This is a genomic window from Streptomyces sp. NPDC058678, from assembly GCF_042714835.1.
Classification (GTDB): Bacteria; Actinomycetota; Actinomycetes; order Streptomycetales; family Streptomycetaceae; genus Streptomyces.
On record NZ_JBHXSG010000035.1, the window covers coordinates 44190 to 70283 of the forward strand.

Below are 26094 nucleotides of genomic sequence, written 5' to 3' on the forward strand. Positions count from 1 at the left end.
AAGCACGAGGAGACGAGAAGCACCATGGCCGTACGCGGGATCCTGGGGCGTCAGCGCCGCGAGTACAAGACGCCGGAGCCGCACCCGTCCGGGGCCCGTCCGCCGAAGCTCCCCGGCGAGCTGGTGCCCACCCATGTGGCGATCGTCATGGACGGGAACGGCCGCTGGGCCAAGGAGCGCGGCCTGCCGCGCACGGAGGGGCACAAGGTCGGTGCCGAGCGGGTGCTGGACGTGCTCCAGGGCGCGATCGAGCAGGGTGTGAAGAACATCTCCCTGTACGCCTTCTCCACCGAGAACTGGAAGCGGTCGCCGGACGAGGTGCGCTTCCTGATGAACTTCAACCGCGACTTCATCCGCAAGACCCGCGACCAGCTCGACGAGCTCGGGATCCGGGTGCGCTGGGTGGGCCGTATGCCCAAGCTGTGGAAGTCCGTCGCCAAGGAGCTCCAGGTCGCCCAGGAGCAGACCAAGGACAACGACAAGCTGACGCTGTACTTCTGCATGAACTACGGCGGCCGTGCCGAGCTCGCGGACGCGATGCAGGCCATGGCGGAGGACGTGAAGGCCGGCCGGCTCGACCCGTCCAAGGTCTCCGAGAAGACCATCCAGAAGTATCTGTACTACCCGGACATGCCGGACGTGGACCTGTTCCTGCGGCCGAGCGGAGAGCAGCGCACCTCCAACTACCTTCTCTGGCAGAGCGCCTATGCCGAGATGGTCTTCCAGAACGTGCTGTGGCCGGACTTCGACCGGCGGGACCTGTGGCGCGCCTGCCTGGAGTTCGCCCAGCGGGACCGGCGCTTCGGCGGGGCCATCCCTAACGAGGAGCTGCTGGCCATGGAGGGCAAGCAGGAGTAGGCCGGACCGGCGCCGGTGTTGCTGCCGGCCGGGGGTGGGTGCGCAACCCGGCGCTGCGGGGTGCCGCTGCGCCCACCCGTGCCGCCCAGCGGCACGATTGCCCGCAGCTACGGCGACTGGCGGCTGCGACCGCCCGCCGCTGAGCTGCTACGCCGGCTTCGCCGCGCAGTCCTCGCACGTGCCGAAGATCTCCACCGTGTGCGCCACGTTCACGAACCCGTGTTCCGAGGCGATGGCCTCGGCCCACGTCTCCACCGCCGGGCCCTCCACCTCCACGGCCTTGCCGCAGACGCGGCAGACGAGGTGGTGGTGGTGTTCCCCGGTGGAGCAGCGCCGGTAGACGGACTCGCCGTCGGAGGTGCGCAGGACGTCGACCTCGCCGGCGTCGGCGAGGGACTGGAGCGTGCGGTAGACCGTGGTCAGCCCGACCGAGTCGCCCTTGTGCTTGAGCATGTCGTGGAGATCCTGAGCACTGCGGAACTCGTCGACCTCGTCGAGGGCCGCCGCCACGGCGGCCCGCTGCCGGGTTGCGCGGCCCTTCACGGACGGTCCTGCGGTCGTCACCGGTTGCCTCCTTAGCGTCTGCACCTGCCGGGCCATTGTGCCAGTCCGGCCTGTCAGGGGTCAGACGCCGACCTCTCCGCCGGATCCCCGGCTGGCCGGAATCGCACACTCCGCGGGATCCCCGGCGGGCTGCGCCGCCGCCAGTGCCCGCGCGCGCCGCCGGGCCAGCGGGGCCGCCAGAGCGGTCAGCAGGATGAACGCCGCGATGGCCAGCAGGACGATCGTCGCACCGGGCGGCACGTCCTGGTAGTACGACGTCGCGGTGCCGCCGACGGCCACCGAGACCCCGATGCCCACCGCGATCGCGAACGTGGCCGCGAAGCTGCGGCTCAGCTGCTGCGCCGCCGCGACCGGCACCACCATCAGCGCCGACACCAGCAGCAGGCCGACCACGCGCATCGCGACCGTCACCGTGACCGCCGCCGTGATCGCCGTCAGCAGGTTCAGGGCCCGCACCGGCAGGCCCGTGACCCGCGCGAACTCCTCGTCCTGGCTCACCGCGAACAGCTGGCGGCGCAGACCGAGGGTGACCAACAGCACGAAGGCGGCCAGAACGCAGATCGCCGTGATGTCCGACTCGCTCACCGTCGAGAGGGAACCGAAGAGGAACGACGTCAGGTTCGCGTTCGAGCCCCGCGGCGTGAGGTTGATGAGCATCACGCCGCCGGCCATGCCGCCGTAGAAGAGCATCGCGAGGGCGATGTCGCCGCGCGTCCTGCCGTACCAGCGGATCAGTTCCATGGTGACCGCGCCGAGCACGGCCACGAGCGTGGCCGTCCACACCGGTGACCAGGACAGCAGGAAGCCCAGGCCGACGCCGGTCATCGCCACGTGACCGATGCCGTCGCCCATCAGGGCCTGGCGGCGCTGGACGAGGTAGATGCCGACGGCCGGGGCCGTGATGCCGACCAGGACCGCGGCCAGGAGCGCCCGCTGCATGAAGGCGTAGTTCAGGAGGTCCATCAGCTCAGCAGTCCTGTGCGGATCGGTTCGGCGTCGTGAGCCGCGTGCGGGTGTACGTGGTCGTGGCCGGGCAGCGCGTGCTGGCCGAGGGCCTGAGGGGGCGGTCCGTCGTGCATGACACAGCCGTCGCGCAGGACGACGGCCCGGTCGATCAGGGGCTCCAGCGGGCCCAGTTCGTGCAGGACGAGCAGGACGGTCGTGCCCTGGGCGACCTGCTCACGCAGGGTCGACGCCAGCACCTCCTGGCTCGCCAGGTCCACGCCGGCCATCGGCTCGTCCATGATCAGGAGGTCGGGTTCGGCGGCGAGGGCGCGGGCGATCAGCACGCGCTGGTGCTGGCCGCCGGAGAGTGCGTTGACGGAGTCCTTCGCGCGGTCGGTCATGCCGACCAGGTCCAGCGCACGGCGCACGGCGGCGTGGTCGGCCTTGCGGAGCACGCCGAAGCGGGCGCGGGAGAGGCGGCCGGAGGAGACGATCTCGGTGACCGTCGCCGGGACACCGCCGGCTGCCGTGGTGCGCTGCGGGACGTAGCCGAGGCGGGCCCAGTCGCGGAAGCGGCGCCGCGGGGTGCCGAACAGCTCTATCTCGCCGTCGCTGACGGGCACCTGGCCGATGATGGCGCGGATCGCCGTCGACTTGCCGGAACCGTTGGCCCCGAGCAGCGCGACGACCTCACCGCGGGACACGGTGAGGTCGATTCCGCGCAGGACCGGGCGCGAACCCAGCTCGGCGCGAACGCCGCGCAGGGAGATGACGGGCTCGCTCACGAGGTCCTCCGTAGGGATCACTTGGCGCCTAGAGCGGACTGCAGCGCCTTGAGGTTGGACTCCATGACCTGGAAGTAGTCGTCGCCCTCGGACTTGGACGTGATGCCCTCGATGGGGTCGAGCACGTCCGTCTTGAGGCCCGCGTCCTGGGCGAGGGTCTTCGCGGTCTTGTCGGACACCAGTGTCTCGTAGAAGACGGTGGTGACGCCGTCGGCCTTGGCCTCGGTCTGCAGTTCCCTGATCCGGGCCGGGCTGGGCTCGCTCTCCGGGTCCAGGCCGGAAATGGCCTCCTGGGTCAGGCCGTAGCGCTCGGCGAGGTAGCCGAAGGCGGCGTGGTTGGTGAAGAAGACCTTGCTGTCGGTGGTCTTCAGGCCGTCGGTGAACGCGGTGTTCAGATCGCCGAGCTTCTTGGTGAGCGCGTCGGCGTTCTTCCGGTAGTCCGCCGCGTTGTCCGGGTCGGCCTTCTCGAAGGACTTGGCGACGCCCTCGGCGACCTCGGCGTACTTCACCGGGTCCAGCCAGACGTGCGGGTCGAGGGCGTGCTCCTCCTCCTCGGAGTGGGCCTCCTCGCCCTCGTGCTCGTGCTCGACGTCGCCGTGGTCCTCCAGCTTGGTCAGAGTGGCCGCGTCGATCTTGTTCTTGACGTCGGCCTGTCCGACCGCCTCGTCGACGGCAGGCTGGAGGTTCTTGAGGTAGAGCACCGCGTCGGACTCCTGGAGCTGCGCGGTCTGCTTGGCGCTGATCTCCAGGTCGTGCGGTTCCTGGCCGGGCTCGGTGAGACTCGTGACGTTCACATGGTCCCCGCCGATCTGCTCGGCGAGGAAGGCCATCGGGTAGAACGAGGCGACGACGTCGAACTTGTCCGTGTTGCCCGCGGCCGCGCTGTCGCTCGAGCAGGCGGAGAGGGTGCCGAGGCCGAGGGCGGTGGCCGCGGCGACCGCGATGCCGGATATGTGGTGTCGTCGTACGTTCATGACACTCATTTTCAACAAATATGGAAACCGTTGTCAACAAACGTGGTGAGAGGCCCTGTACAGGGACCGATTTGATCGGAGGGGAGTCCCCGCCGGTAACCTGAAGCATTCGCTCTGAAGCATCCTCGCTTCGTCGCCCGTCGTCGTAATGAAGAGAGCACCGTGGCCGCCGACAAGATCGACACCATCGTCAGCCTGAGCAAGCGCCGTGGCTTCGTATTCCCCTGCAGTGAGATCTACGGCGGACAGCGCGCCGCCTGGGACTACGGGCCGCTGGGTGTCGAGCTCAAGGAGAACCTCAAGCGCCAGTGGTGGCGCTACATGGTGACGTCGCGCGAGGACGTGGTCGGTATCGACTCGTCCGTGATCCTGGCCCCCGAGGTCTGGCAGGCCTCGGGCCACGTCGCCACCTTCACGGACCCGCTCACCGAGTGCACCTCGTGTCACAAGCGGTTCCGTGCCGATCACCTTGAAGAGGCGTACGAGGCCAAGCACAACCGCCTGCCGGAGAACGGCCTGGCGGACGTGAACTGCCCCAACTGCGGCAACAAGGGCCAGTTCACCGAGCCCAAGCAGTTCTCGGGTCTGCTCTCCACCCACCTCGGCCCGACCCAGGACAGCGGCTCCGTCGCCTACCTGCGTCCCGAGACCGCCCAGGGCATCTTCACCAACTTCGCCCAGGTGCAGACCACTTCGCGCCGCAAGCCGCCGTTCGGCATCGCGCAGATGGGCAAGTCCTTCCGCAACGAGATCACGCCCGGCAACTTCATCTTCCGCACCCGCGAGTTCGAGCAGATGGAGATGGAGTTCTTCGTCAAGCCGGGCGAGGACGAGACGTGGCAGGAGTACTGGATGGAGCAGCGCTGGAGCTGGTACACCGGCCTCGGCATGCGCGAAGAGAACATGCGGTGGTTCGAGCACCCGAAGGAGAAGCTCTCCCACTACTCCAAGCGCACCGCCGACATCGAGTACCGCTTCCAGTTCGGCGGCAACGAGTGGGGCGAGCTGGAGGGTGTCGCCAACCGCACCGACTACGACCTGGGTGCGCACTCCAAGGCCTCCGGCCAGGACCTGTCGTACTTCGACCAGGACGCCCAGGAGCGCTGGACCCCGTACGTCATCGAGCCGGCGGCCGGTGTCGGCCGCGCGATGCTCGCCTTCCTGCTCGACGCCTACGTCGAGGACGAGGCGCCCAACGCCAAGGGCAAGATGGAGAAGCGCACGGTGCTGCGCCTCGACCCGCGGCTGTCCCCGGTGAAGGTCGCCGTGCTTCCCCTGTCGCGGAACCCCGAGCTCTCGCCGAAGGCCAAGGGCCTCGCCCAGGCGCTGCGCCAGAACTGGAACATCGACTTCGACGACGCCGGCGCCATCGGCCGCCGCTACCGCCGCCAGGACGAGATCGGTACGCCGTTCTGCGTGACGGTCGACTTCGACACCCTGGACGACAACGCGGTGACCGTGCGCGAGCGTGACTCGATGAAGCAGGAGCGCGTGTCGCTGGACCAGATCGAGGGATACCTGGCCGCGCGTCTCGTCGGCTGCTAGGTGTTGGCGCGGTTCCCCGCACCCCTGGGTGGGTGCGGGGAACCGTTCGTCTACAGGTCCACGTCCACGTGGAGCGCCGCGTGGTCGGAGGCCGCGTTGCCCTTCGAGGTCACGGTGTCGAACGACTTGATGTCGTCCGCGAAGATGCCGCGGGTCTCCAGGCCGACCTGTTGCACCTCCTGCCACACGTCCGGCGACAGCAGCAGGTAGTCGAGCTTGTTCTGTTCGCTCTTGCACTCCCCGAACGTGCCGGGCAGCCCGCCGTAGGAGCGGTGGGTCATCACGTCCCGCAGCCCGGTGCCCGCCAGCACCGCGGCCGCGTCGCTCTCCGGGTGATCGTTGAGGTCCCCGGCGACGACGACGTGCGGCGTGCGCTCCAGCGCGGTCCGGTAGATCTCCGCGACCCGCCTCGCCTGGGCCAGCCGCAGTTCCGGGTCGTCGTGTGACTTGCTCTTCAGGTGGTTGCCGAGGAGCACGAGGGGCGTGCCGTTGAGCTGGATCTCGAACTCGGGGCAGTCACGGCTGAAGAGGCGCTGGTCGGGACGTTCGGGGTTGGTGTCGAAGAGGTGGGTCCGGATGGACGTGATCGGGTGCCGGCTCAGGATCCCGATGTCGATGCCCCGGCTGTCGTTGCCGTCGACCAGCAGACAGTAGGGGTACGGCCGCCTGCCGAGCGCTCCGGCCAGGACCTGGGTGTTGAAGCGCTCAAGGGTGAGCCGGTCCTCGACCTCCACGGTGAGCAGGATGTCGGCGTCGACCTCCGAGACCACCCGGCCGGTGTTCCTCACCACGTCCAGGTCGAGGTCGTCCCGACCCAGTTCGGCCCAGCCGGCCCAGGCGGCACGGCCCTTGGCGGTGACCTCGACGGTGGTGTTCTTCCCCGACCCCTTCGTCCTGAACAGCCCCGAGTCCTTGCCCGGGCGGGACTGGTTGACGTAGATCGGCGGCGGGTTCTTCGGGTCGACGTCGTACGCCCGGTGCTTCTCGACGAGCCGGGCGATCTCCTTCTTGTCGGCGTCCTGGTACACCGGCAGGTCGAGGCGAGCGACCAGTGCGGCGAAGTCGTCCAGGATCTCCTTGCGCTTCGCCGGGTCCTCCAGGCGGAAGGCCGTGGGCCGGCGGAAGACGTTCTCCATGTTGAACGTGGCGATGCGGATGCTCATACGGGCCTCCTGGGGGGCGGCGCGAGAGGGCCGCTCGACCGGCGGCAGGCGCCGCCGAAGTGACTGCACGCCGACATCTCCCATTGTCCTCGGGGTGCCCGTTCCGTCGACCGGACAGATGACAGGTGATGGATAACAGATGTCAGCTGACAGATATTGAAATCTGTCAGCTGTCATGCCAGAGTGGGTGTCATGACGATGCACACGCGCACTCTCGGTACCACCGGCCCCCAGGTCTCCGCCCTCGGTCTCGGCTGCATGGGCATGTCCGCGCTGTACGGCGAAGCCGACCGCGCCGAGTCGATCGCCACGATCCACGCCGCCCTGGAGGCGGGCGTGACGCTGCTCGACACCGGCGACTTCTACGGCATGGGCCACAACGAGCTGCTGATCGGCGAGGCCCTGCGCACCGCGCCCGCAGCCCGCCGCGAACAGGCCCTGGTCAGCGTGAAGTTCGGCGGGCTGCGCGACCCGGACGGCGGCTGGTCCGGATACGACGGCCGCCCGGCCGCCGTGAAGAACTTCGCCGCCTACTCGCTCCAGCGTCTCGGCGTCGACCACATCGACGTCTACCGGATCGCCCGGCTCGACCCCGCCGTACCGATCGAGGAGACGGTCGGCGCGATCAGCGAACTGATCGAGAAGGGGTACGTCCGTCACGTCGGCCTGAGCGAGGTCGGCGCCGACACCATCCGCCGGGCCGCCGCCACCGCCCCCGTCAGTGACCTCCAGATCGAGTACTCCCTCATCTCCCGCGGCATCGAGGACGAGATCCTGCCGACCACCCGCGAACTGGGCATCGGTGTCACGGCGTACGGGGTCCTCTCCCGCGGGCTGATCTCCGGCCACTTCACCGGCGACCGGCAGCTCGCGGCGAACGACTTCCGGGCGATGTCCCCGCGCTTCCAGGGCGAGAACCTCCAGCACAACCTGAACCTCGTCGAGGCCCTGCGGAAGATCGCCGAGCAGAAGGGCGTCAGCGTCGCCCAGATCGCCATCGCCTGGGTGCTCTCACGGGGCGCGCAGCACAACGACGACATCGTGCCGCTCGTCGGCGCCCGCACCCGGGGGCGGCTGGCGGAGTCGCTCGGCGCGCTGGACGTCACCCTGGAGGCGGCCGACCTCGCCGCCATCGAGGACGCCGTACCGGCCGGGGCCGCCGCCGGCGAACGCTACCCGGCCGCCCAGATGGCACACGTCGAGCGCTGACCCGGCCGCCGGGTACGGTCTGCTCATGCCACCGACCAGCGAGATCCTGACCGCCGAGCGCATCCTCGAAGCCACCGAGGAGGTGCTGCGCCGCCACGGCCCGGCCAAGGCGACCGTGGTGGACGTGGCCCGCGCGCTCGGCGTCAGCCACGGCAGCGTCTACCGCCACTTCCGGACCAAGGCGGCACTGCGGGAGGCGGTCACGAAGCGATGGCTGGACCGCGCGTCCGCGTCCCTGGCCGGAATCGCCGCCGACTCCGGGCGGGACCCCGCACAGCGCCTGCGCGACTGGCTCGCGGCCCTCTTCGAGGCCAAGCGCCGCAAGGCGGGCGACGACCCCGAGCTGTTCGCCACGTACATGGTCCTCACCGACGAGAACCGCGAAGTGGTCGGCGAGCACATCACCGACCTCACCGCCCAGCTGACCCGAATCGTCCGGGCAGGCGTGGAGGCGGGCACCTTCACGGCCGCCGATCCGGCCTCCGCCGCCCGCGCCGTCTTCCAGGCGACAGGCCGCTTCCACCACCCCTGCCATGCGCGGGAGTGGGAACTGCCGGGTGTGGAGGGCGAGTTCGAAGCGCTGGTCGAGTTGCTGCTGCGGGGTCTCGCGGCCTGAACCCGCGGGAATCGCCCGGTCGTCCGCCAGGTTGAGGAGTCAGTACCCGCGATCTTCGAGGAGCCGACATGGTCGACAAGTCCGACGAGCCCGCCGTCCGCGAACTCCGCCTGGTCGTCACGGCAGCCGACTACGACGCGGCACTGCACTTCTACCGTGACGTCCTCGGTCTGCCCGAACGCGCCGCGTTCGCCTCCGAGGACGGGCGGGTCACCATCCTCGAGGCCGGCCGGGCCACCCTGGAGCTGACCGACCCGAACCACGCCGCCTTCATCGACGAGGTCGAGGTCGGGCGGCGGGTGGCCGGCCACATCCGGGTCGCCTTCCAGGTCGACGACTCCGTCGCCACCACCGAGAAGCTGGCCGCCGCGGGAGCCGAAGTGGTCGCCGAGCCGACCCGCACCCCCTGGAACTCGCTGAACTCCCGGCTGGAGGCACCGGGCGCACTGCAGCTGACGCTCTTCACGGAGCTCGGCGAGTAGCGGCGCGCTACGCCCCGGCCGGATCCACCGTCGCCTGGTGCGCCTCCGCGAGGTGCTCCTCCGCCTTCAGCCAGGGCAGGAACTGCGCTCCCTTGCGCCAGCCGCACGTGTCGCATCTGATCGTGCGCTGCATTCCCGCACGCTGTACCCGCACGACGTGCTCGCGCCCGTGCTGGTCCCACCGGCTCACCTTGCTCGTGTTGATCTCCAGCATGCTGCCTCCAGAGGCCGGGCCCTGAGTCTGTTGACACCGAGCCTGTTGACGCAGCAAGGAGTGTGCAGCAAGACCAACATCAACGGGGGATCCTTCACACCGAGTTGGCCAACCCGTGTTCTGGGGCTCGGCCGGCGGGGCGTTCCGCATGCTCATCACGCCGCTGCGTGCCGCCCGAGGACCCGGGCGCAAGGCGTTCCTGAACCGGTGCGTCGGCCGCATCGGCGCTCTGCCACGCGACCGAGGTGATCTCCCGGACTCCGGGTGACTCTGCGAAGTGCGGGAACTCGGGTCACCGAAAGGTGAGGCACGACCCGAGGAGAGTCATGGCCGAGCAGAAGTCGACGCAGAATCTCCCGCAGCCGCTGCGGGCGGCCGCCTCGGTACTGCGCGTGGTGCCCGGTGCCGGAACGGTGGGCCGGGCGGCCGAGGGCGCGCTGGACAAGATCGGAGCGGTGTCGCCGCGCGGGCGGCGGATCGCCGTGTACACCGGCGCCGGGGTGCTCGGCGTCGCGGGAGTCGTGGAGTGGCCCGTCGCGATCACCGGAGCGGCGGTGGCGTGGCTGACCCAGCCGCGGCGGGAGGAAACGCAGGAACAGGAACAGGAGCAGGAGCAGGAGCGGGCGGAGGCGGAAGCCGCCGGCGGTACGGCACGGGCGGGCGCGGCGTCCGGCACGGCGCCGACGCCGCAGGTACTGGCCTCGACCTCCGGCAGGCCCTCCGCGGAGGCTACGGCGGCACCCGCGACGCCCTCCGACAAGTTGCCCACGGCGTCCTCCGCAGGCGGGGGAAGCGGTGGGAGCCGTGGACCGGGTGGCTCGACGACGGCCCGACGAGCCTCTACGAACGGCTGAGGGCGAGTGATGAGCGGAGGACTTCTCTCCCGTCCCACAGCAGCCGCCGCCGGGCTCGTCATGGCCGGCCCGCGCCTGCTCGCCCGGGGTACGGCACCCGCCGTGGGCGTCGCCGCCGGAGCCGTGGCAGGCACGGCCCGGGTCGGCGTGCGCAGCGCCGACTTCGCGCTGCGCGCGGCGCGCGTCACCCGAGCGGCCCTCCCGGGCGCCCCCCGCCACTGGCACGCCGGCACCCGAACCCACCTGGCCCTGCGACAGGCCACCCCGGAGGAACTCCGCCAGGCAGCACACCAGGCGGAAGAGGCGGCGGAGCGCGCAGAGCACGCAGGCGACGCGGCACGGAGCACCGACCGGCCCGACGACGGGCTGCACCCGGCCGGGCCGGACGGCGTGGATCACCCGGGGGCCGGCGCGGAGTCCGCTGACGGGGGCGGGCGCGCGGAGCGGCAGGCGGGCGGTGTCGGCCACGAGGCATGGCAGGCCGACGGTGGTGTGAAGCCGCGGCCGGGCGGCGCCGAGCCCCCGGCGCAGCCGGACTCCGGCGCCCCCGAACACCCACGCACCGACCCCCGCCATACCGAACCTGCGGCCTCCCAACCGCCCGAACCCTCCGCCCCGCACCCCCACCGCACCGAGCACCTCGCCCGTCGTGTGGCCGTCGCTCTCGCCGAGCATCCGGATGTCGCCTTCGCCTACTGGGACCGCGGGCTGGCCCGGCTGGTGGTCGCGGCGACCGAGGAAGCCGTGAGTGACCGGGTCGCGGAGCGGGCGGCGGAGCTGGCCGAGCGGTACGGGCTGGTGCCGATGGCCGCCGACGACACCGTCGAGGAGATGGATCACCCCGGTGATCCCGCCTCCGTGCGGACCGTCGCCGAGGCGCTCGCCGCCGACGTGGTGGGGACGGCGGCCGCGATGGCGGGGTCCGCGCTGCGGCTGCCGGCCTCGCCGCGGCTGGTGACCGCCATGGTCACGCTGCTGCGCGAGAACCCCCGCTTCCGCTCCTGGCTGCGCGCCCGTCTGGGCAACGCCCGCATGGAAGTCGTCCTCGCCGCCGTGAACGCGGCCGTGCACGGCGCCGGGCACTCCCCGACCTCGCTGCTGCTCGACGGCGTGCTGCGCAGCTGCCAGTTGGCGGAGGCGGTGGTGCGGACGGCCGCCTTCGAGACCGTGCACGACCACCTGTGCGCGCCGGGCCGGGACAGCGTGCCCGCGGATCCGGGCGTACGCCCGCCGCTGCGGACGTCCCCGGCCCAGGAGTACGCCGCCCACGCCTCGACCGGCAGCGTCCTGGGCGCGGCGGCGGCCCTGCTCGTCAAGCACAACCTGGCCGAGGCGGCGGAGGCGGTCCTGGCCGGCTCGCCCAAGGCCGCGCGGTACGGGCCCGCCGCCTTCCACGCCGTCCTGAGCGGTGCCCTGTCCCGTGCGGGCGTCCTCGTGCGGGACCCCGACCGGCTGCGGCAGCTGGAAATGGCCGGCACGGTGGTGCTGCATCCCAGTGCGCTCAGGACACCCGGCGCGGGCGCGGACCCGTGGGCCGAGGCCGTACTGGACGCCGCCCGCCGGGCCGGGCTGCGGGTCGTGATCGTCGACGATCCCGCACTCGCCGACTTCACCGGCCTGGCCGACCAGGTCGTCGGCGCGGACCGGCCACTGAGCGAGGTGGTGGACGAACTGCGCGAGGAGGGCGGTGTCGTCACCGTCGCTCGCCCCCGCCCGCACGAGGACGCGCACGTGACCTTCGGACTTCTCCGGGGCGACGTGGCCGTCGCCCTCACCGACGAGGACGGCCAGGTGGTGTGGGGCGCGGACGTCCTCGCCCCGCACGGCCTCGCCGACGTGTGGCGGCTGCTGATCGCCATTCCGGCGGCGCGGGGCGTCGGCCGCCGGTCACAGACCCTGGCCCGGTCCGGCGCCGCGCTGTCCGGCCTGCTCGTGGCCATCGGCGAGTCCCGCAAGGGCGGCGGTCCACCCCTGCCCGGCCTCCCGCACGCGCCGGTCGACATCGGCGCGGCCGCCGCCCTGTTCACGGGGACACGCGCGGCCCTCGGCGTCGCCGCGGCCCGTCCCCCGCGCCCCCGGCCGCGGGTGTCCTGGCACGCCCTGCACCCGGACGACGTACGCGAGCGGCTGGAGCGGCAGGCGCCCCCGGAGCCGACCCCCGTCGAACAGGCGACCGCCCGGGCGCGTACGGCCGCCGACAGCGTCGTACAACAGCCCGCGATGGCCCCGGCGCGCTGGTCGTGGCAGCTCGCCCGGGCCGTGCGCGGCGAGCTGGACGACCCCCTGACCCCGGTCCTGGCCGTCGGTTCGGCCGCGTCCGCGATCCTCGGGTCCGCCGTGGACGCCCTGCTGGTCCTTGGAGCCCTCGACCTGAACGCCCTGGTCGGCGGCATCCAGCGGCTGCGGGCCGAGCGTGCCCTGTCCGGGCTTCTCGCCCAGCAGAAGCAGAAGGCACGGGTCGCGGACGACGACGAGGGGGAATCGGCACACCTCGTCGACGCCGCCAAGCTCAGCCCCGGCGACGTCATCGACCTCAAGACCGACGACGTGGTGCCCGCCGACGCCCGCCTGCTGTGGCAGGACGGACTGGAGGTCGACGAGTCCGCGCTGACCGGCGAGTCCCTGCCGGTCGACAAGGACATGGACGTGACCCCCCGCGCCCCCGTGGCCGAGCGGCACTGCATGGTCTTCGAGGGGACGACGGTGGTGGCCGGACGCGCCCAGGCGGTCGTCGTGGAGACCGGCGACCGTACCGAGGCCGCCCGGGCCGTCTCGCTCGCCGCCCGCGTCCCGCCGGCCGGCGGAGTGCAGGCCCGCCTCCAGGAACTCACCAGCAAGGCGATGCCGTTGACGATGGCGGGCGGCGCCGCCGTGACCGGCCTGTCACTGCTGCGCGGTACGCCGATCCGGCAGGCGGTCAGCGGCGGAGTCGCCGTGGCCGTGGCCGCCGTACCCGAAGGGCTGCCGCTGGTGGCCACCGTGGCGCAGCTCGCCGCCGCCCGCCGGCTCAGCAGCCGCGGCCTCCTCGTCCGCACCCCGCGCACGCTGGAGGCGCTGGGCCGGATGGACACCATCTGCTTCGACAAGACCGGCACCCTCACCGAGAACCGGTTGCGCCTGGTCCGGGTGGCCGGCTCGGACGGCACGGTCCACACCCTGGACGAGCCGGACGCCGCCGACACGCTGCGGGCCGCGGCCCGCGCCTGCCCCCGCCTCAACGGCGACTCGGTCCGTCCGGTGCACGCCACCGACGAGGCCGTCCTGGACGCCGCCGAACCCGACCCCGACTGGGAGCAGACCGAGGGCGTCCCCTTCGAGGCCGCCCGCGGTTACGCCGCCGCCGTCGGCCGCGCCGGGGACGGTTCCCCGGTCCTGGTCGTCAAGGGCGCCCCCGAGACCGTCCTGCCCACCTGCGCCGGTCTCCCCTCCCACATCCACGACAGGGCCCAGTCGCTGGCCGGCGACGGCCTGCGCGTCCTGGCGGTGGCCGTCCGCCCGCTGAAGGAGGGCGAGCAGGCGACGGACGTACTCGAAGAGCCCCTGCGGGACCTGGAGTTCACCGGACTGCTCGCGCTCGCCGACGTGGCGCGCGAGACGTCCCCGGCGCTGGTCCGCGGGCTGCGCGAGGCGGGCGTACGGCCCGTCGTGCTGACCGGCGACCACCCGCAGACCGCCCACGCCATCGCCGTCGACCTCGGCTGGCCGGACGACGCGAACGTGGTCACCGGCGACGAACTCGCCGCCGCCGACCGCACGACCCGCTCCCGGATGCTGCGGGACGCCGACGTCGTCGCCCGGGTCGCGCCCGAGCAGAAACTCCAGGTCGTCGAGGCCCTCAGGGACGCCGGCCGGGTCGTCGGCATGGTCGGCGACGGCGCCAACGACGCCGCCGCCATCCGTGCCGCCGACATCGGCGTCGGCATCAACGCCCGCGGCTCGGCCGCCGCCCGCAACGCCGCCGACCTCGTCGTCACCGGCGACGACCTCTCGGTGCTCATCGAGGCGGTCCACGAAGGCCGCGCCCTGTGGCACAGCGTCGCCGACGCCATCGCCATCCTCATCGGCGGCAACGCGGGCGAGGTCGGCTTCGGCATCCTCGGCACCCTCCTGTCCGGCGCCGCGCCCCTGTCCACCCGCCAGATGCTGCTGGTCAACCTCTTCACGGACCTGTTCCCGGCGATGGCGGTGGCGGTGACCCCGAAGGCGAAGGAACAGGGCGAGTCCGCAGCGACACGATCCGACGAACCCCTGGGCACGGCCCTGCTCGGTGCCCCCCTCATCCGCCAGATCCGCCACCGGGCCCTCACCACCTGCCTCGGCGCCACCGTGGCCTGGCTCTTCGGACGCTTCACCCCGGGCACGGCCCGCCGCTCCACGACGATGGCCCTGTGCGCGGTGGTCGGCACCCAGCTGGCCCAGACCCTGGCCGACCGCCGGGACAGCCCTCTGGTCCGCTTCACGTCCCTGGGCTCGGCACTGGCCCTCTTCGCCCTGGTGCAGACCCCGGGCGCGAGCCAACTCTTCGGCTGCACGCCGCTGGGGCCGATGGCGTGGGCGGGAGTACTGGCGGCGATCGCAGTGGCCCTGGTGGGCCAGAAGGCTCTACCGGGCGTGGAGGAGCTACTGCTCAAGCGGTGGCCGAACCTGGCCTCGCAAACGGGCTGAGGGGGCCGAACTGCTTCGTGAAATTCCGCCGACCCGGCTGCTCTCCCCTCGTGAAGCAGCCGGGTCGGCGGAGCCGGTCGGTCTACGTGTCGGAGATGTCGAGCTTGCTCACCAGGATGGCCGAGGTGTCGTGCTCCCAGACGATGAAGTACTTGCCGGGCGCGTACTCGTCGCCCATCGGGTACGTGTCCCAGCCGGCGCCTGTTCCGGCCGGTGTCGGGTCGTTGGGGCCGTCGGGGTTGGCGAACGGCTTGCTGCTCGACCAGGCCGCGCCGGGGCTCCTGGTCCGGTAGTTCATGGCGAGCCGGTCTCGGGCGGTGTTGTAGATGGTCAGATACCGGCCGGTGCTGTCCTTGGTGAAGTAGCTCTTGGAGTCGTTGTTGGGCACGTTGGTGTCCAGGGCGAGGTTGCTCCAGGACTCGCCGCCGTTCGTGCTGGTGGCGGTCAGCGCGAACGTCGGTGATGTGCCGTCAGGGGGACTGCTGCGGGCGACCATGAGCAGCTGGTTCGGGTCGTCCTGGGAGATGACCAACTGCGGTTCGCCGGGCAGGTGGTCGGTCGGGTTGGGGGCGGCGGTGCCGGCCGTCCAGTCCTGGAGGTTGGTGGAGTACAGCGCCCCGACCTTCCGGCCCGTCCACCAGACCGGCATGACATATCTTTTGTCGGCCATCTGGACCGGGCGTCCGGCCAGGGCGAGGTTCCCGTGGTCGGCGAGCGGCAGATTGACGGTGAAGTCGTGCCAGGTGTGCCCCCCGTCGGTGCTCTCCTTGGCGACGATGGCGTCGATCGGCAGGCCTCTGCGGTTCGCGGGCGAGGTTCTGCCCATGTACGCGAGGATGCGGTCGCCCGTCTTGTAGAGCTCGACGTAGTGCCAGGAGTGCTCGCTGGTCTCCTGCGCCAGCGTCTGCGGGCGGCTCCAGCTCGCGCCGCCGTCGGTGGTGTACGAGTACCGGATGTACCCGTGGTCGACGACCGGTCCCGAGGTGTCGGTGATCACCGTGGCGGTGGTGCCCTCCCGCCACACCACGACCGCGTCGTTCGCGCTGGTGCTGATGATGTCGGGGGTGCGCGGCCCGTCGCCCTCGGTCGCCGTGTTCTGGTAGGCGACCTGCGGGGCGGAGATACTCGCGGCGGACGCGCGGTCGGGCGCGATGAGCAGGGTCACCAGCAGCGCGGCGACGAGACCGAGGAGACCTGCCAGGAGGGCCGGCCGGGGCCGTCGCGAGAACCGTTGTTCCGTTACCAGAGCCATTGCTGATCCTTGTTCGTGCCGCAGGTCCACTGAGCGGGCTTGACTCCGTTGGCCGTTTCGGTGCCGAGGACGGCCAGGCAGAACTTGCTGTTGGCGTTCGTCAGCCGGTCGATGGAGTCGTGTGCCCAGACCTGCTCGCCGCCGTCACCGCCGTCGCACGGCCACTGGATGGGGTTGGCGCCCTGCACCTTGGTGCTGCTCGCCATGGCGAGACACATGCCGCTCGCCAGGTTCTTCACCTGGTAGCCGCCCGTCGCGGGGATGAGCGCCCAGTACTGGGTCTCGCTGGTGCTGCACGTCCACTGGATCAGCTCGGCGCCTTCGACGTCCGTGTACTCGCCCGGCACGGCGAGGCACTTTCCGGTGCCCTGGTTGTAGAGGCGGGCGTAGACCGGGTCCGCGGCGGCCTCGGCGGTGACCGCCGCGGTCGTGGTGGTCGTGGTGGCGTTGGCGGTCTCTGCCGCCGTCGCCGTGCCGGTGAGGGAGGAACCGGTCAGGACAGGCGCGGTCAGCAGGGCGACGGCCGCCATGGCGAGGGGCATCCGGAAGGGTCTACCCATGGAGGAGTTCTCTCGATTCGGGTGAAACGTACGTGCTCATCACGTCACCAGAATGCGGAGCGGGTACTGAGGCTGTCGTTACCACTGGGTCCACAGGGCTTTGACGCTGCGTCTACTCGCCCTCGAACAGGGCCTGGAACCGGTATTCCGTGGGCGAGATCCCGTACGCGGTGCGGAAGGCGCGGGTGAAGTCGGAGGCGCGGGGGATGCCCCAGCGGGCGGCGATGGTGTGGACGGGCGTGGTGTACAGCGCGGGGTTGGCCAGATCGCGGCGGGCGCCCTCCAGCCGCTGAGCGCGGATCCAGGCCGCCACCGTCTCGCCCGACCCCTCTTCCTGGAAGAGCCGGTGCAGGTAGCTGAGCGAGATGTGGTGCGCGGCGGCGATCACGGGCGGCCGCAGTTCCGGGTCGTGCAGGTGCTGCCGGATGAACGCCCGTATGCGGGTGACCGTGACCCGGCGTTGGGTCTCCGCAGACAGGGCGCTCTCCGCCTCCAGCAGGTGGGCGAGCCATGCCGCCAGCAGGTCGACCAGGACCATGCCCAGACGCGGCGCGTCGGCGGGCTGGAGGAAGTCGGACTGCCGGTCCAGGCCGGTGAGGAAGCCCGTCAGCAGGGCGCCCGTCCCCTCCCGCCCCGACAGCCGCCTGCCCAGCAACTCCCGGACCCGGGCCGGTGGCAGGGGCAGCAGCGTCTTGGAGAAGTCCACACCCACCCCGGTGATGAAGGGGATGTCCTGGTCGGCCGACGGCCGCATGCCGTAGGGCTGTACGTCGTACGGGCGTGAGGTGTCGGACAGCCACAGGTCGTGCGGTCCGTACGTGTCGGCCCGCCCCACGTGGTCGAAGCCCATCCCGCCGCCGAGCACCAGCGACAGGTGGTACTCCTCGGGGTCGGACCGCCGCACCAGCCGCGCGTTCCGCTGGAACCGTGTCGGCCGGATCCGGGTCGGCCACACGCGCACCGGCCCCAGTTCGAGCAACCGCTGCTCCGCCCGGAAGTCCGCGGCGTAGTCACTGCTCATCTCGCTGGGTGCGATCGCCAGGCTCATCACCTGCCGCCAGTACTCGAACCTGTCCTCCACCGGTACGTCCTCGGTCCGGAACACAGTCCCGATCATCCCGCCCCGACCTCCACCCACGTTCCCCGGCGGTCCTGGTCCGTCACCGCCCGTGCGGAGAGTACTTCAGCCCTCGGCGTCCGGCTCGCGTTGCTCAGGCGCTGACGCTCGCCGCATCCCGGACGTCCGTCGCCTCCAGCCGCTCCGCGGTCCGCTCGGCCGTCCGTCGGGCCCATGTTCCGGTGGTCGCGGCGCCCAGAACGAGGACCACCAGGCCGCATCCGGCGAGGATCCACCAACCGGGGACGGCCGCGGAGACGAAGGTGTCGCGGTACGACGAGACGCTCACGCCCGCCGCCAGGACCGCGCCGACCACCGCGACGCCCAGGGTCTGGCCGAGTTGCCGACTGGTGGAGGCGATGGCCGCCGCGACCCCCGCCTGACTGCGCGGCATGCCCGACACCGCCGTGTTGGTGATCGGCGCGTTCACGAAACCGAAGCCCACCCCGAACAGCACGTACCCGAGGAGCAGCGTGACGTCGGACGCCTCCGCGTCGAAGGCGGCGAACAACAGCCCGCTCGTCGTCATCGCGACCCCCGCGATCAGCAGCGGCAGCCGCGGGCCCCGGCTGCCCACCAGACGCCCCGACAGCGGCGCGCACAGGAACGTCGGAACGGCCATCGGCAGCATCCACAGCCCCGCGTGCAGCGCGTCCAGCCCTCGTACGTTCTGCAGATACAGCGTCGACAGGAAGAGGAACCCGCCCAGCGCGGCGAACCCGGCGATCGCGATCACCGTCGCCCCGCTGAACGGCGCCGACCGGAAGAACCGCAGGTCGATGAGGGGTTCGTCGCGCCGGGGCTCGAACCACAGGAGTCCCGCCAGCGCGGCTACCGCCAGCGCGGCGAACGGCAGGACCGAGGTGAGCCCGGCGTTCGGCGCCTCAATGATCGCGTACGTCAGGGAAGCGAACAGGGCGATCACCATGACCTGGCCGACCGGGTCGGGCCGCCGGGCCTTGGGCGCACGGGACTCGGAGACGTAGCGCAGCGTGAGCAGCAGAGCGGCGAGCCCCACCGGCAGATTGACCCAGAAGATCGACCGCCAGCCGACGGACTCCACCAGCAGCCCTCCGACCAGAGGGCCCGCGGCCATGGAGATGCCGACCACGGCACCCCACGCACCGATGGCCCGCGCCCTCTCGCGCGGGTCCGTGAACGTGTTCGTGATGATCGACATGGCGACCGGGTTGAGCATCGAACCGCCCACCGCCTGCACCATGCGGAAGGCGACGAGCATCTCCAGGTTCGGGGCGACGGAGCACAGGGCCGAGCCGAGGGTGAAGACGATCAGGCCCGCCATGAACACCCGCTTGCGGCCGATCCGGTCGGCGGTGGATCCGGCGAGCATCAGCAGGGAGGCGAGGACCAGGGTGTAGCCGTCGATGGTCCACTGCAGGCCCGCCGTACTGGCGTGCAGTTCTCTCTGCATGGACGGCAGGGCGACGTTCAGGGCGGTGTTGTCCAGACTCACGATCAGCAGGCTCATGCAGCAGATCGCGAGCACGAGCATGCGTCGACGGTGGCTGAGCTCGGGCATGCGTTCCAGCGTACGCCGATATCGATAGTGTGTCTAACTAATGACTGTTGCAGGATCACGCAGCCGACCACCCCTCGCCGTACGCGACAATGGGGGAATGTCCACGCCCGCCTCCCCTCTCCAGATCGGCCCGCACACCGTCCGGCCGCCGGTCGTCCTCGCCCCCATGGCCGGGATCACCAACGCGCCCTTCCGTACCCTGTGCCGGGAGTTCAGCGGCGGCAAGGGCCTGTTCGTGAGCGAGATGATCACGACCCGGGCACTGGTCGAGCGCAACGAGAAGACCATGCAGCTGATCCGCTTCGACGCGACGGAGACGCCGCGCTCGATCCAGCTGTACGGCGTCGACCCGGCGACCGTCGGCAAGGCCGTCCGCATGATCGCGGAGGCGGACCTCGCCGACCACATCGACCTGAACTTCGGCTGCCCGGTCCCGAAGGTGACCCGGAAGGGCGGCGGCTCCGCCCTCCCGTACAAGCGCAACCTGCTGCGGGCGATCCTGCGCGAGGCCGTCAGCGGCGCCGGTGACCTGCCGGTGACGATGAAGATGCGCAAGGGCATCGACGACGACCACATCACCTTCCTCGACGCCGGCCGCATCGCCGTCGAGGAGGGCGTCACCTCCATCGCCCTGCACGGCCGCACCGCCGCCCAGCACTACGGCGGCACGGCCGACTGGGACGCCATCGCCCGCCTCAAGGAGCACGTGCCGGAGATCCCCGTGCTCGGCAACGGCGACATCTGGTCGGCCGAGGACGCGCTGCGGATGGTGCGCGAGACGGGCTGTGACGGAGTGGTCGTGGGGCGCGGCTGCCTCGGCCGGCCGTGGCTGTTCGCGGACCTGGTGGCGGCCTTCGAGGGACGTACCGAGGACATCGCACGCCCCTCCCTCCGCGAGGTCGCCGACGTCATGGTCCGCCACGCCACCCTGCTCGGCGAGTGGATCGGCGACGAGGCGCGCGGGGTCATCGACTTCCGCAAGCACGTCGCCTGGTACCTGAAGGGCTTCGCGGTCGGCTCCGAGATGCGTAAGCGCCTCGCCATCACCTCCTCGCTGGCCGAACTCCGCACCGGCCTCGACGAGCTGGACCTCGACCAGCCCTGGCCCACCGGCGCCGACGGCCCCCGCGGCCGTACCTCCGGCAACAACCGCGTGGTGCTGCCGGACGGCTGGCTGAAGGACCCGTACGACTGCGCGGGGATCGGCGAGGACGCGGAACTGGACACGTCCGGGGGCTGAACCCGGTGTGGAGGCTCAGCCCTCGGACGGGTGCGGGGTCGACCCGTACGCCGTCAGGAACCGGTCCCGGAACGCACTCATCTTCCACACCGGCGAGTTCTTGGCGGGCTTCAGGCCGTCCGTCCAGTTCCAGGCGGCGATCTTGTCGAGGACCTTCGGGTCCTTCGCGACGATCGTGACCGGTACGTCACGGCTGGCGCCCGCGCCGCTGACCCGGGCGATGGGCTGGTGGTCGCCGAGGAAGACGAGGACGGTGTCGTCGGTGCCGTAGCGCTCCAGCCACTGGGTGAGGCTGGTGACGGAGTACTGGATCGACTTGCCGTACTCCTCCTTGGAGCGGGTGGAGTTCGTGAGGAGCTCCGAGGGGTCGACGCCGGCCTTCTGGATCGGGCCGAAGACCGAGCCGTCGCCGAGCTCGTCCCAGTCGACCAGCTTCGGGATGGGCGCCCACGGCTGGTGGCTGGAGGTCAGGATGATCTCCGACATCAGCGGCTTGTCGCGCTTCTTGCCGTGCACCAGACGCTGGAAGGCCTCCAGGGTGTACTGGTCCGGCATGGTCGACCAGCTGAACTTCGGGCCCCTGTAACCCAGATGGAAGGCGTTGTAGACCTTGTCGAGGCCGTAGTACTCCTGCTCCGGCCAGCCCTTCTGCACGCCCGGCATGATGCCCACCGTGTCCCAGGCGCCGGTCTTCCCGAACGCCTTCGTCAGGCTGAGGTGGTCGCTGGACATGACGGTCCGGTAGCGCTGCTGGTTGTCGATCCACAGGCCCGACATGGTGGTGGAGTGGCCGAGCCAGCTGCTGCCGCCGTACGTCGCCGAGGTCATCCAGCCGCTCTTCGCGCGGTAACCGGCCTTCTCCAGGGCCTCGGTGCTCGCGTCGAGGGTCTGGTCGACGCCGGGTGCGATCTCCGGGTCTTCGAGCGCGCTGCGGCCGTAGCTCTCGATGAACGTGAAGATGACGTCCTTGCCGCGCAGGTCGGGCAGCAGCTCGCTGCCCGGGGTGTTGCCGAAGGTGTCGGTCTTCGCCTCCTTCGCGAACGCGGCCTCGTCGCGCAGGGTGTCCTGCACCCGCCGCGCCTGGATCTTCAGCGCATAACCGGCCCGGTCGGCGGCGATCGGCATGCCGTTGACCTGGAGGCCGAGGCTGGAGCAGGTGATCCAGACGGTGCCCGCGATCAGGGTGGCCCGGGTGGCGGTCCGGGTGTCGCGGACCAACAGGTTGCTCAGCCGGACCGTCGCCAGCGCCATGACTACCAGCAGCAGCACGACCAGGGCGACCGCGCCGACCGCCGCCCCGATGGCCGTCGCCCTGCCCATGGAGTCCTCGACGTACGCCTGGGCGTCGTCCAGCAGCCCCCAGTCGAGCACCAGGTTGAAGCCCCGGCCGAGGTACTCGATGAACCCCATGTCCAGCAGGTTCAGCACGGTCAGCGCGCCGAGGAGCGTCCCGCACAGCGCCGCCACGACCACCCGCGGCCGGCGCGGCAGCGCGAGCACCAGGACAGCACCGACGATCGCCTCCGCCGGCAGCCGCGTGAACCGGTTGTACTGGAGCGCGCTGACGGTGTTCGGCAGCACCAGGGCGCCGTAGACCAGGACGGCGGCGAGACCGGTGGTCGTCCAGCTCAGGGCGCGGGCGGCGGCGGGGTGCCGGGTGCGCCAGGAACGCCAGTGGGCGAGACGGACCTTGAGCGTGCCGGGCGTCTCCTCGCCGGGTACGGGTTCGCCGGGTACGGCGTCTTCCTCGGGTAGGGCGTCGCCCGTCGCCTCGGTTGCCTCAGTCGCCTCTGCCGACACCCGAAGGTCCTTCCGTACGAAGCCCGGTGATACGGCGGACGAGGGCCCGAAGCAGGGCACCGCATCCGCCGTACTCCCGTACGGTTCGCCTCCGTCCGCTGTTCAGCCCATTTGCCCAGCGCTCGGCAAACACCGGGCAAACGCCTCACCAACGGGCCCGTCGTGGGCCTTGTCAGGCGCCCCCGACCGCCGTGAGCAGCGCCAGCGGAGCCGCTGCCGACCGCGACTCCCGCACGCACGCGTGCGGGTACGGCACCGGCTCCGCGTGCGTGTCCCGGCCGTAGCCCGCGAGGACCTCCGGCAGCCGGTGCCCGGTCGCCGTCGCCGCGTCGACCAGGCCGTGGGCGACCGTGCGGGCCTCGTCGTGCAGTCCGTAGCGGGCCAGGCCCAGCGTGATCAGCGCGTTGTCGTGCGGCCACACCGAACCCCGGTGGTACGACAACGGGTGGTACGCCGGCTGTCCCGCGGCCAGCGTGCGCACGCCCCAGCCGGAGAAGAAGTCGGGTTCGAGCAGGCGTCGGCCGACGAGCTCGCCGTACTCCTTGTCCAGGAGCCCCGACCACAGCAGATGCCCGGCGTCCGAGGCCAGCGCGTCCACCTGGTTGCCCTCACCGTCCAGGGCGAGGGCCGGGAAGGAGTGGTCCGGCATCCAGAAGTCGCGCTGGAAGCGGTCGCGCAGGTCGGCGGCGGCCTGCTCCAGCAGGGCCGCGTAGACCTGGTCGTCCCACGCCGTGCGCGACAGCCACGCGGTGCGGCGCAGCGCGTCGTACGCGTAGCCCTGGGCCCCCGCGGCCATCACCGGGCCGCTCGCGCGGCTGCCGTCGGCCGAGCAGATGGCGCCGGGGGAGTCCTTCCAGTTCTGGTTGGCGAGGCCGCCCTGGTCGGCGCGGTAGACCAGGTAGCCGCGCGAGGTCAGCCCGCCGTGGTCCAGCATCCAGCCGATCGCCGCACGGGCGTGGGCCTCCAGGCGGCGGGCCAGGTCCGTGTCCCCGGTGTACTCGACGTAAGCGCCGAGGAGCACGAGGAACAGCGGGGTGGCGTCCACCGAGCCGTAGTAACGGCCGTAGGGCACCTGCCCGAAGTGCGCCAGCTCACCGTGCCGCACCTCGTGCACGATCTTGCCGGGCTGGGCGACCGCCGTGGGGCCGGTCTCCGTCGCCTGGGCGGCGGCGAGCGCCAGCAGTGTGGCGGCGGCCGGCCGAGGCCGGTAGGGCAGCGCGAACAGCGAGGTCAGCAGGGCGTCCCGGCCCAGCAGGGTCAGGAACCAGGGCGCGCCCGCCGCCGGCACGCGCAGTTCCTCGCCGTCCGGCCCGGTCGCCGGCACCTGGAGCGAGGCGAGATCGGCGAGCCCGCGGGCACAGGCCGCGGCCAGCTCCGGCCAGCCGGTCGGGAAGGCCACGCCCTCCACGAACTCGCCCTCCAGAGCGAGGAGTTGGTCGTTCAGCGCGGCGGGGGAGCGCGGTACCCGCAGCGCCCGTTTGTCCCCGTGCGGCCGTGCCATCACGCGCAGTATCAGCTCGGCCGTGCCGTGCGGTTCGAGATCCAGGGTCCATACGAGGCGACGGGCGCCGGTGCCGGTCTCCTCGACGCCGTCCGGGGCGGGCTCGGCCGTCACCGTCGTACAGGACCGCCACTCGCCACGCTGGTAGGCGAACTCCACACCGTCGTCGAGGACCTGGCGGGAGCGGGTCGCTCCTATCTTCGCGTACGTACGGTGGTCGGAGCGCAGTTCGAACTGGTCGGTGAAGTCGGCGTCCGCGGTCACCGCGAGCCGGACCGTCGTCGGCACCGGGCGGTTGCTGGTCACCCGCAGGGACTCGACGAACGAGCCGTCACCGACGGCCTGTTCGCGGAAGAGCGTGTACGCGGGCGGCTCCTGACGTCCGCCGCGCGGCACGAGCACACACCGCGCGGTGTCCCCGTCGGCGACCGGCGACAGCGCCTCGGGCACCGCGCCGTCCACGGTGAGCTGCCACCGGCTCAGATGCCGGGCGTCGCGCACGAACAATCCGTCCGGGGAACTGCCGCCCCGTACGCCGCTGATGTCCCCGCCGTCTCCCACGGCGGCGAACGTCCCGCCGTGCACGAGCAGATGATGCCGGTCCGTCATCCCCGGTCCCCTCCCCTGTCACTCATCTCGAACGTCCGGATGCCCGTGGGGGACATGTCGTCTCCCGGGCCGGTGTGCAGCAGGTCGAGCGTGAGCGCGGCGGTCCAGCTGAAGCCGGTCGCCCCGCAGGCCTCGCCGGTGTACGGGTCGACGTACTCCGCGAAGTCGGACGTGCCGGCGGTGTCCAGGACGGCCTGGCGCAGCGCGTCGGCCCGTCCCTGTTCGCCGTGCGTGCGCAACCCGCGCTCCACCAGCCAGCTGGTGTTGAACCAGGCCGGGCCGCGCCAGTAGCGGTGCGGGTCGAAGGCCTCGCCGAGCAGGTCGTAGCTCGGGACCAGGCGGGTCGAGTCGCCGAGCCCGAAGTGCTCCCCGCCCAGCGTGCGGACGAGCGCGTCCGTGATCTCCCGCGGCAGGCCGGGCAGCAGCAGCGGCACGACTCCGGAGACACTGCGCTCGCGGATCAGCCCCCCGCCCCGCACGTCCCGGCAGAAGAACATCCCCTCCGCCGGATCCCACAGCCGCTCGACGAGCGCCGCCGTCAGCCGCTCGGCTCGCGCGTGCCGGGCCGTTCCCTCGGCGCCCAGCTCCTGCGCGATTCGCGCGAGAGCGTGCTCGGAGGCGATGAGCAGGGCGTTGAACGCCGGGTCCTCCACCGCGAAGTCGCCCGCGCCGTCCGCGTATCCGCCGTCCCGGTAGTCCGTCGCCAGCCGCACGTACCGCCCGTAGTCCAGATCGGTCGGCCGGTCCTCCGGGGCGCCGTGGTCCAGGTCGGCGCGGCGGAAGGAACGGGCTGGGGCGGGTGTGACGCGGGAGAGCGGGGCGTCCCAGCAGGGGCTGTTGTCCATACCCTGTTCCCAGGGGTGCACGACGGACGCCAGCGACCCCCCGCCCAGGTCCCGCCGGTGCAGCAGGTACCGGTGCCAGGCCGCGAGCCGCGGATACACCCGGGCGAGGAAGCCGCGCGCCCGTGACAGCCCCGGGTCGGCGCAGTGCACCAGCCACGCGGCCAGCGCGTGCACCGGTGGCTGCACGATGCCCGAGGTCTGTACGGTGCGCGGGGCGCCCGCAGCGCGCCCCGCGGTCGAGGAGCGCCAGAAGTCGGGGCTCGGGAAGTACGCGTCGAGCGGGACGGAGGGGTTGAAGACGATGTGCGGGATCCGCCCGTCGCCCCACTGGGCGTCGAGCAGCGTCGTCAGCTCCGTCTGCGCCCGTAACGGCGACAGGTGGCGCAGGCCGATCGCGATGAACGCCGAGTCCCAGGACCACTGGTGCGGGTACAGGCCGTGCGAGGGGACCGTGGAGGTGCCGGTCCAGTTGCCTTCCAGGACGTGGGCGGCCCTGAGGTGCAGGGAACGTGCCGTCGGCGGCGCATGTGTCGCGGACGGCGGATCGTATGCAACGGCCTCCGGCACCGGCACCTCACCATGCCCGGAAAAGGGTGGTGAGGAAATGGTGCCCACGGGCGTCAAGTGCCCGGTGTTGCGGGCGGTGAGCTGCGTTGCGCGATCCACTCAAGGCTCCCCGAAGACGTACGGCCGACCAGTTCGGCAGTGGCTACCGTAGGGTTACGTCTATTTAACACGCAAAACTCAATATGTAAT

Annotated in this window: 21 protein-coding genes; 8 read left to right on the plus strand and 13 right to left on the minus strand. The window is 71.5% G+C overall.

The genetic code is table 11. From position 1 onward, the window contains the following. Positions 1–24 precede the first annotated feature (24 nt). Positions 25–858, plus strand: a complete 834-nt coding sequence (locus tag ACFWWR_RS28420; RefSeq protein ID WP_383867906.1) for an isoprenyl transferase — start codon at positions 25–27, stop codon at positions 856–858. Positions 859–1005: 147 nt separating this feature from the next. Here the strand turns inward: ACFWWR_RS28420 and ACFWWR_RS28425 are convergent, their stop codons facing one another. Genes ACFWWR_RS28425 through ACFWWR_RS28440 form a run of 4 tightly spaced genes read right to left on the minus strand, consistent with a single transcriptional unit; the run spans position 1006 to position 4126 of the window. Next, positions 1006–1422, minus strand: coding sequence for a Fur family transcriptional regulator (locus tag ACFWWR_RS28425; RefSeq protein WP_383867904.1), 417 nt, complete (start codon positions 1420–1422; stop codon positions 1006–1008). Between the two features lie 60 nt (positions 1423–1482). Continuing rightward, complete coding sequence (locus tag ACFWWR_RS28430) at positions 1483–2385, minus strand: metal ABC transporter permease (protein ID WP_383867902.1); 903 nt, start codon at positions 2383–2385, stop codon at positions 1483–1485. Then, the gene (locus tag ACFWWR_RS28435) at positions 2385–3152 is read right to left on the minus strand and encodes a metal ABC transporter ATP-binding protein (RefSeq protein WP_384306040.1); all 768 of its coding nucleotides are present in this window, start codon (positions 3150–3152) and stop codon (positions 2385–2387) included. Before ACFWWR_RS28435 ends, ACFWWR_RS28430 begins: the two co-directional genes overlap by 1 nt. Before the next feature lie 17 nt (positions 3153–3169). Next, positions 3170–4126 (minus strand): metal ABC transporter solute-binding protein, Zn/Mn family, encoded by a 957-nt coding sequence (locus ACFWWR_RS28440; RefSeq protein ID WP_383867898.1) that lies wholly within the window; start codon positions 4124–4126, stop codon positions 3170–3172. A gap of 162 nt (positions 4127–4288) precedes the next feature. On the opposite strand from ACFWWR_RS28440, the gene ACFWWR_RS28445 reads away from it, so the two are divergent. After that, positions 4289–5671 (plus strand): glycine--tRNA ligase, encoded by a 1383-nt coding sequence (locus ACFWWR_RS28445; protein ID WP_383867896.1) that lies wholly within the window; start codon positions 4289–4291, stop codon positions 5669–5671. Between the two features lie 50 nt (positions 5672–5721). On the opposite strand, the gene ACFWWR_RS28450 is transcribed toward ACFWWR_RS28445, so the two are convergent. Beyond that, positions 5722–6834, minus strand: coding sequence for an endonuclease/exonuclease/phosphatase family protein (locus ACFWWR_RS28450; RefSeq protein ID WP_384306043.1), 1113 nt, complete (start codon positions 6832–6834; stop codon positions 5722–5724). Between the two features lie 192 nt (positions 6835–7026). Here ACFWWR_RS28450 and ACFWWR_RS28455 point away from each other — a divergent pair, with 192 nt between their 5' ends. From ACFWWR_RS28455 to ACFWWR_RS28465, 3 genes are all read left to right on the plus strand, one after another. Then, a complete protein-coding gene (locus ACFWWR_RS28455; RefSeq protein ID WP_384306046.1) occupies positions 7027–8043 on the plus strand; it encodes an aldo/keto reductase in 1017 nt (338 codons plus the stop codon). A 25-nt stretch (positions 8044–8068) separates the two neighbouring features. Beyond that, positions 8069–8659: a TetR/AcrR family transcriptional regulator gene (locus ACFWWR_RS28460; protein WP_383867890.1), complete on the plus strand. Its 591-nt coding sequence runs from the start codon at positions 8069–8071 to the stop codon at positions 8657–8659. A gap of 68 nt (positions 8660–8727) precedes the next feature. Next, positions 8728–9141, plus strand: coding sequence for a VOC family protein (locus ACFWWR_RS28465; RefSeq protein ID WP_383867888.1), 414 nt, complete (start codon positions 8728–8730; stop codon positions 9139–9141). A gap of 7 nt (positions 9142–9148) precedes the next feature. Here the strand turns inward: ACFWWR_RS28465 and ACFWWR_RS28470 are convergent, their stop codons facing one another. Continuing rightward, positions 9149–9355 carry a hypothetical protein gene (locus tag ACFWWR_RS28470; RefSeq protein ID WP_383867886.1) on the minus strand — a complete coding sequence of 69 codons (207 nt, stop codon included), beginning with the start codon at positions 9353–9355 and terminating at the stop codon, positions 9149–9151. Between the two features lie 326 nt (positions 9356–9681). Here ACFWWR_RS28470 and ACFWWR_RS28475 point away from each other — a divergent pair, with 326 nt between their 5' ends. Then, positions 9682–10209, plus strand: a complete 528-nt coding sequence (locus ACFWWR_RS28475; RefSeq protein ID WP_383867884.1) for a hypothetical protein — start codon at positions 9682–9684, stop codon at positions 10207–10209. Positions 10210–10218: 9 nt separating this feature from the next. Beyond that, positions 10219–14874 (plus strand): HAD-IC family P-type ATPase, encoded by a 4656-nt coding sequence (locus tag ACFWWR_RS28480; protein ID WP_384306049.1) that lies wholly within the window; start codon positions 10219–10221, stop codon positions 14872–14874. An 82-nt stretch (positions 14875–14956) separates the two neighbouring features. Here ACFWWR_RS28480 and ACFWWR_RS28485 read toward each other — a convergent pair whose 3' ends face one another. The 4 genes from ACFWWR_RS28485 to ACFWWR_RS28500 form a co-directional block, all read right to left on the minus strand. After that, positions 14957–16126 (minus strand): sialidase family protein, encoded by a 1170-nt coding sequence (locus ACFWWR_RS28485; protein WP_384306052.1) that lies wholly within the window; start codon positions 16124–16126, stop codon positions 14957–14959. Then, complete coding sequence (locus ACFWWR_RS28490; protein ID WP_383867878.1) at positions 16114–16686, minus strand: RICIN domain-containing protein; 573 nt, start codon at positions 16684–16686, stop codon at positions 16114–16116. Before ACFWWR_RS28490 ends, ACFWWR_RS28485 begins: the two co-directional genes overlap by 13 nt. A 112-nt stretch (positions 16687–16798) precedes the next feature. Further along, positions 16799–17803: a helix-turn-helix domain-containing protein gene (locus ACFWWR_RS28495; protein ID WP_383867876.1), complete on the minus strand. Its 1005-nt coding sequence runs from the start codon at positions 17801–17803 to the stop codon at positions 16799–16801. A gap of 94 nt (positions 17804–17897) precedes the next feature. Continuing rightward, complete coding sequence (locus ACFWWR_RS28500; protein WP_384306055.1) at positions 17898–19343, minus strand: MFS transporter; 1446 nt, start codon at positions 19341–19343, stop codon at positions 17898–17900. 97 nt (positions 19344–19440) lie between these two features. On the opposite strand from ACFWWR_RS28500, the gene dusB reads away from it, so the two are divergent. Further along, on the plus strand, positions 19441–20583 hold the full coding sequence (dusB, locus tag ACFWWR_RS28505) for a tRNA dihydrouridine synthase DusB (RefSeq protein ID WP_384306058.1): 1143 nt from the start codon (positions 19441–19443) through the stop codon (positions 20581–20583). Positions 20584–20598: 15 nt separating this feature from the next. Here dusB and ACFWWR_RS28510 read toward each other — a convergent pair whose 3' ends face one another. The 3 genes from ACFWWR_RS28510 to ACFWWR_RS28520 all read right to left on the minus strand — a co-directional run bounded on the left by ACFWWR_RS28510 (position 20599) and on the right by ACFWWR_RS28520 (position 26004). After that, positions 20599–22383, minus strand: coding sequence for a CDP-alcohol phosphatidyltransferase (locus tag ACFWWR_RS28510; RefSeq protein ID WP_384306061.1), 1785 nt, complete (start codon positions 22381–22383; stop codon positions 20599–20601). A 172-nt stretch (positions 22384–22555) separates the two neighbouring features. Further along, positions 22556–24493: a glycogen debranching N-terminal domain-containing protein gene (locus tag ACFWWR_RS28515; RefSeq protein WP_383867868.1), complete on the minus strand. Its 1938-nt coding sequence runs from the start codon at positions 24491–24493 to the stop codon at positions 22556–22558. Next, positions 24490–26004 carry a hypothetical protein gene (locus tag ACFWWR_RS28520; protein ID WP_383867866.1) on the minus strand — a complete coding sequence of 505 codons (1515 nt, stop codon included), beginning with the start codon at positions 26002–26004 and terminating at the stop codon, positions 24490–24492. The genes ACFWWR_RS28515 and ACFWWR_RS28520 overlap by 4 nt, the downstream gene beginning before the upstream one ends. Positions 26005–26094: the final 90 nt, after the last annotated feature.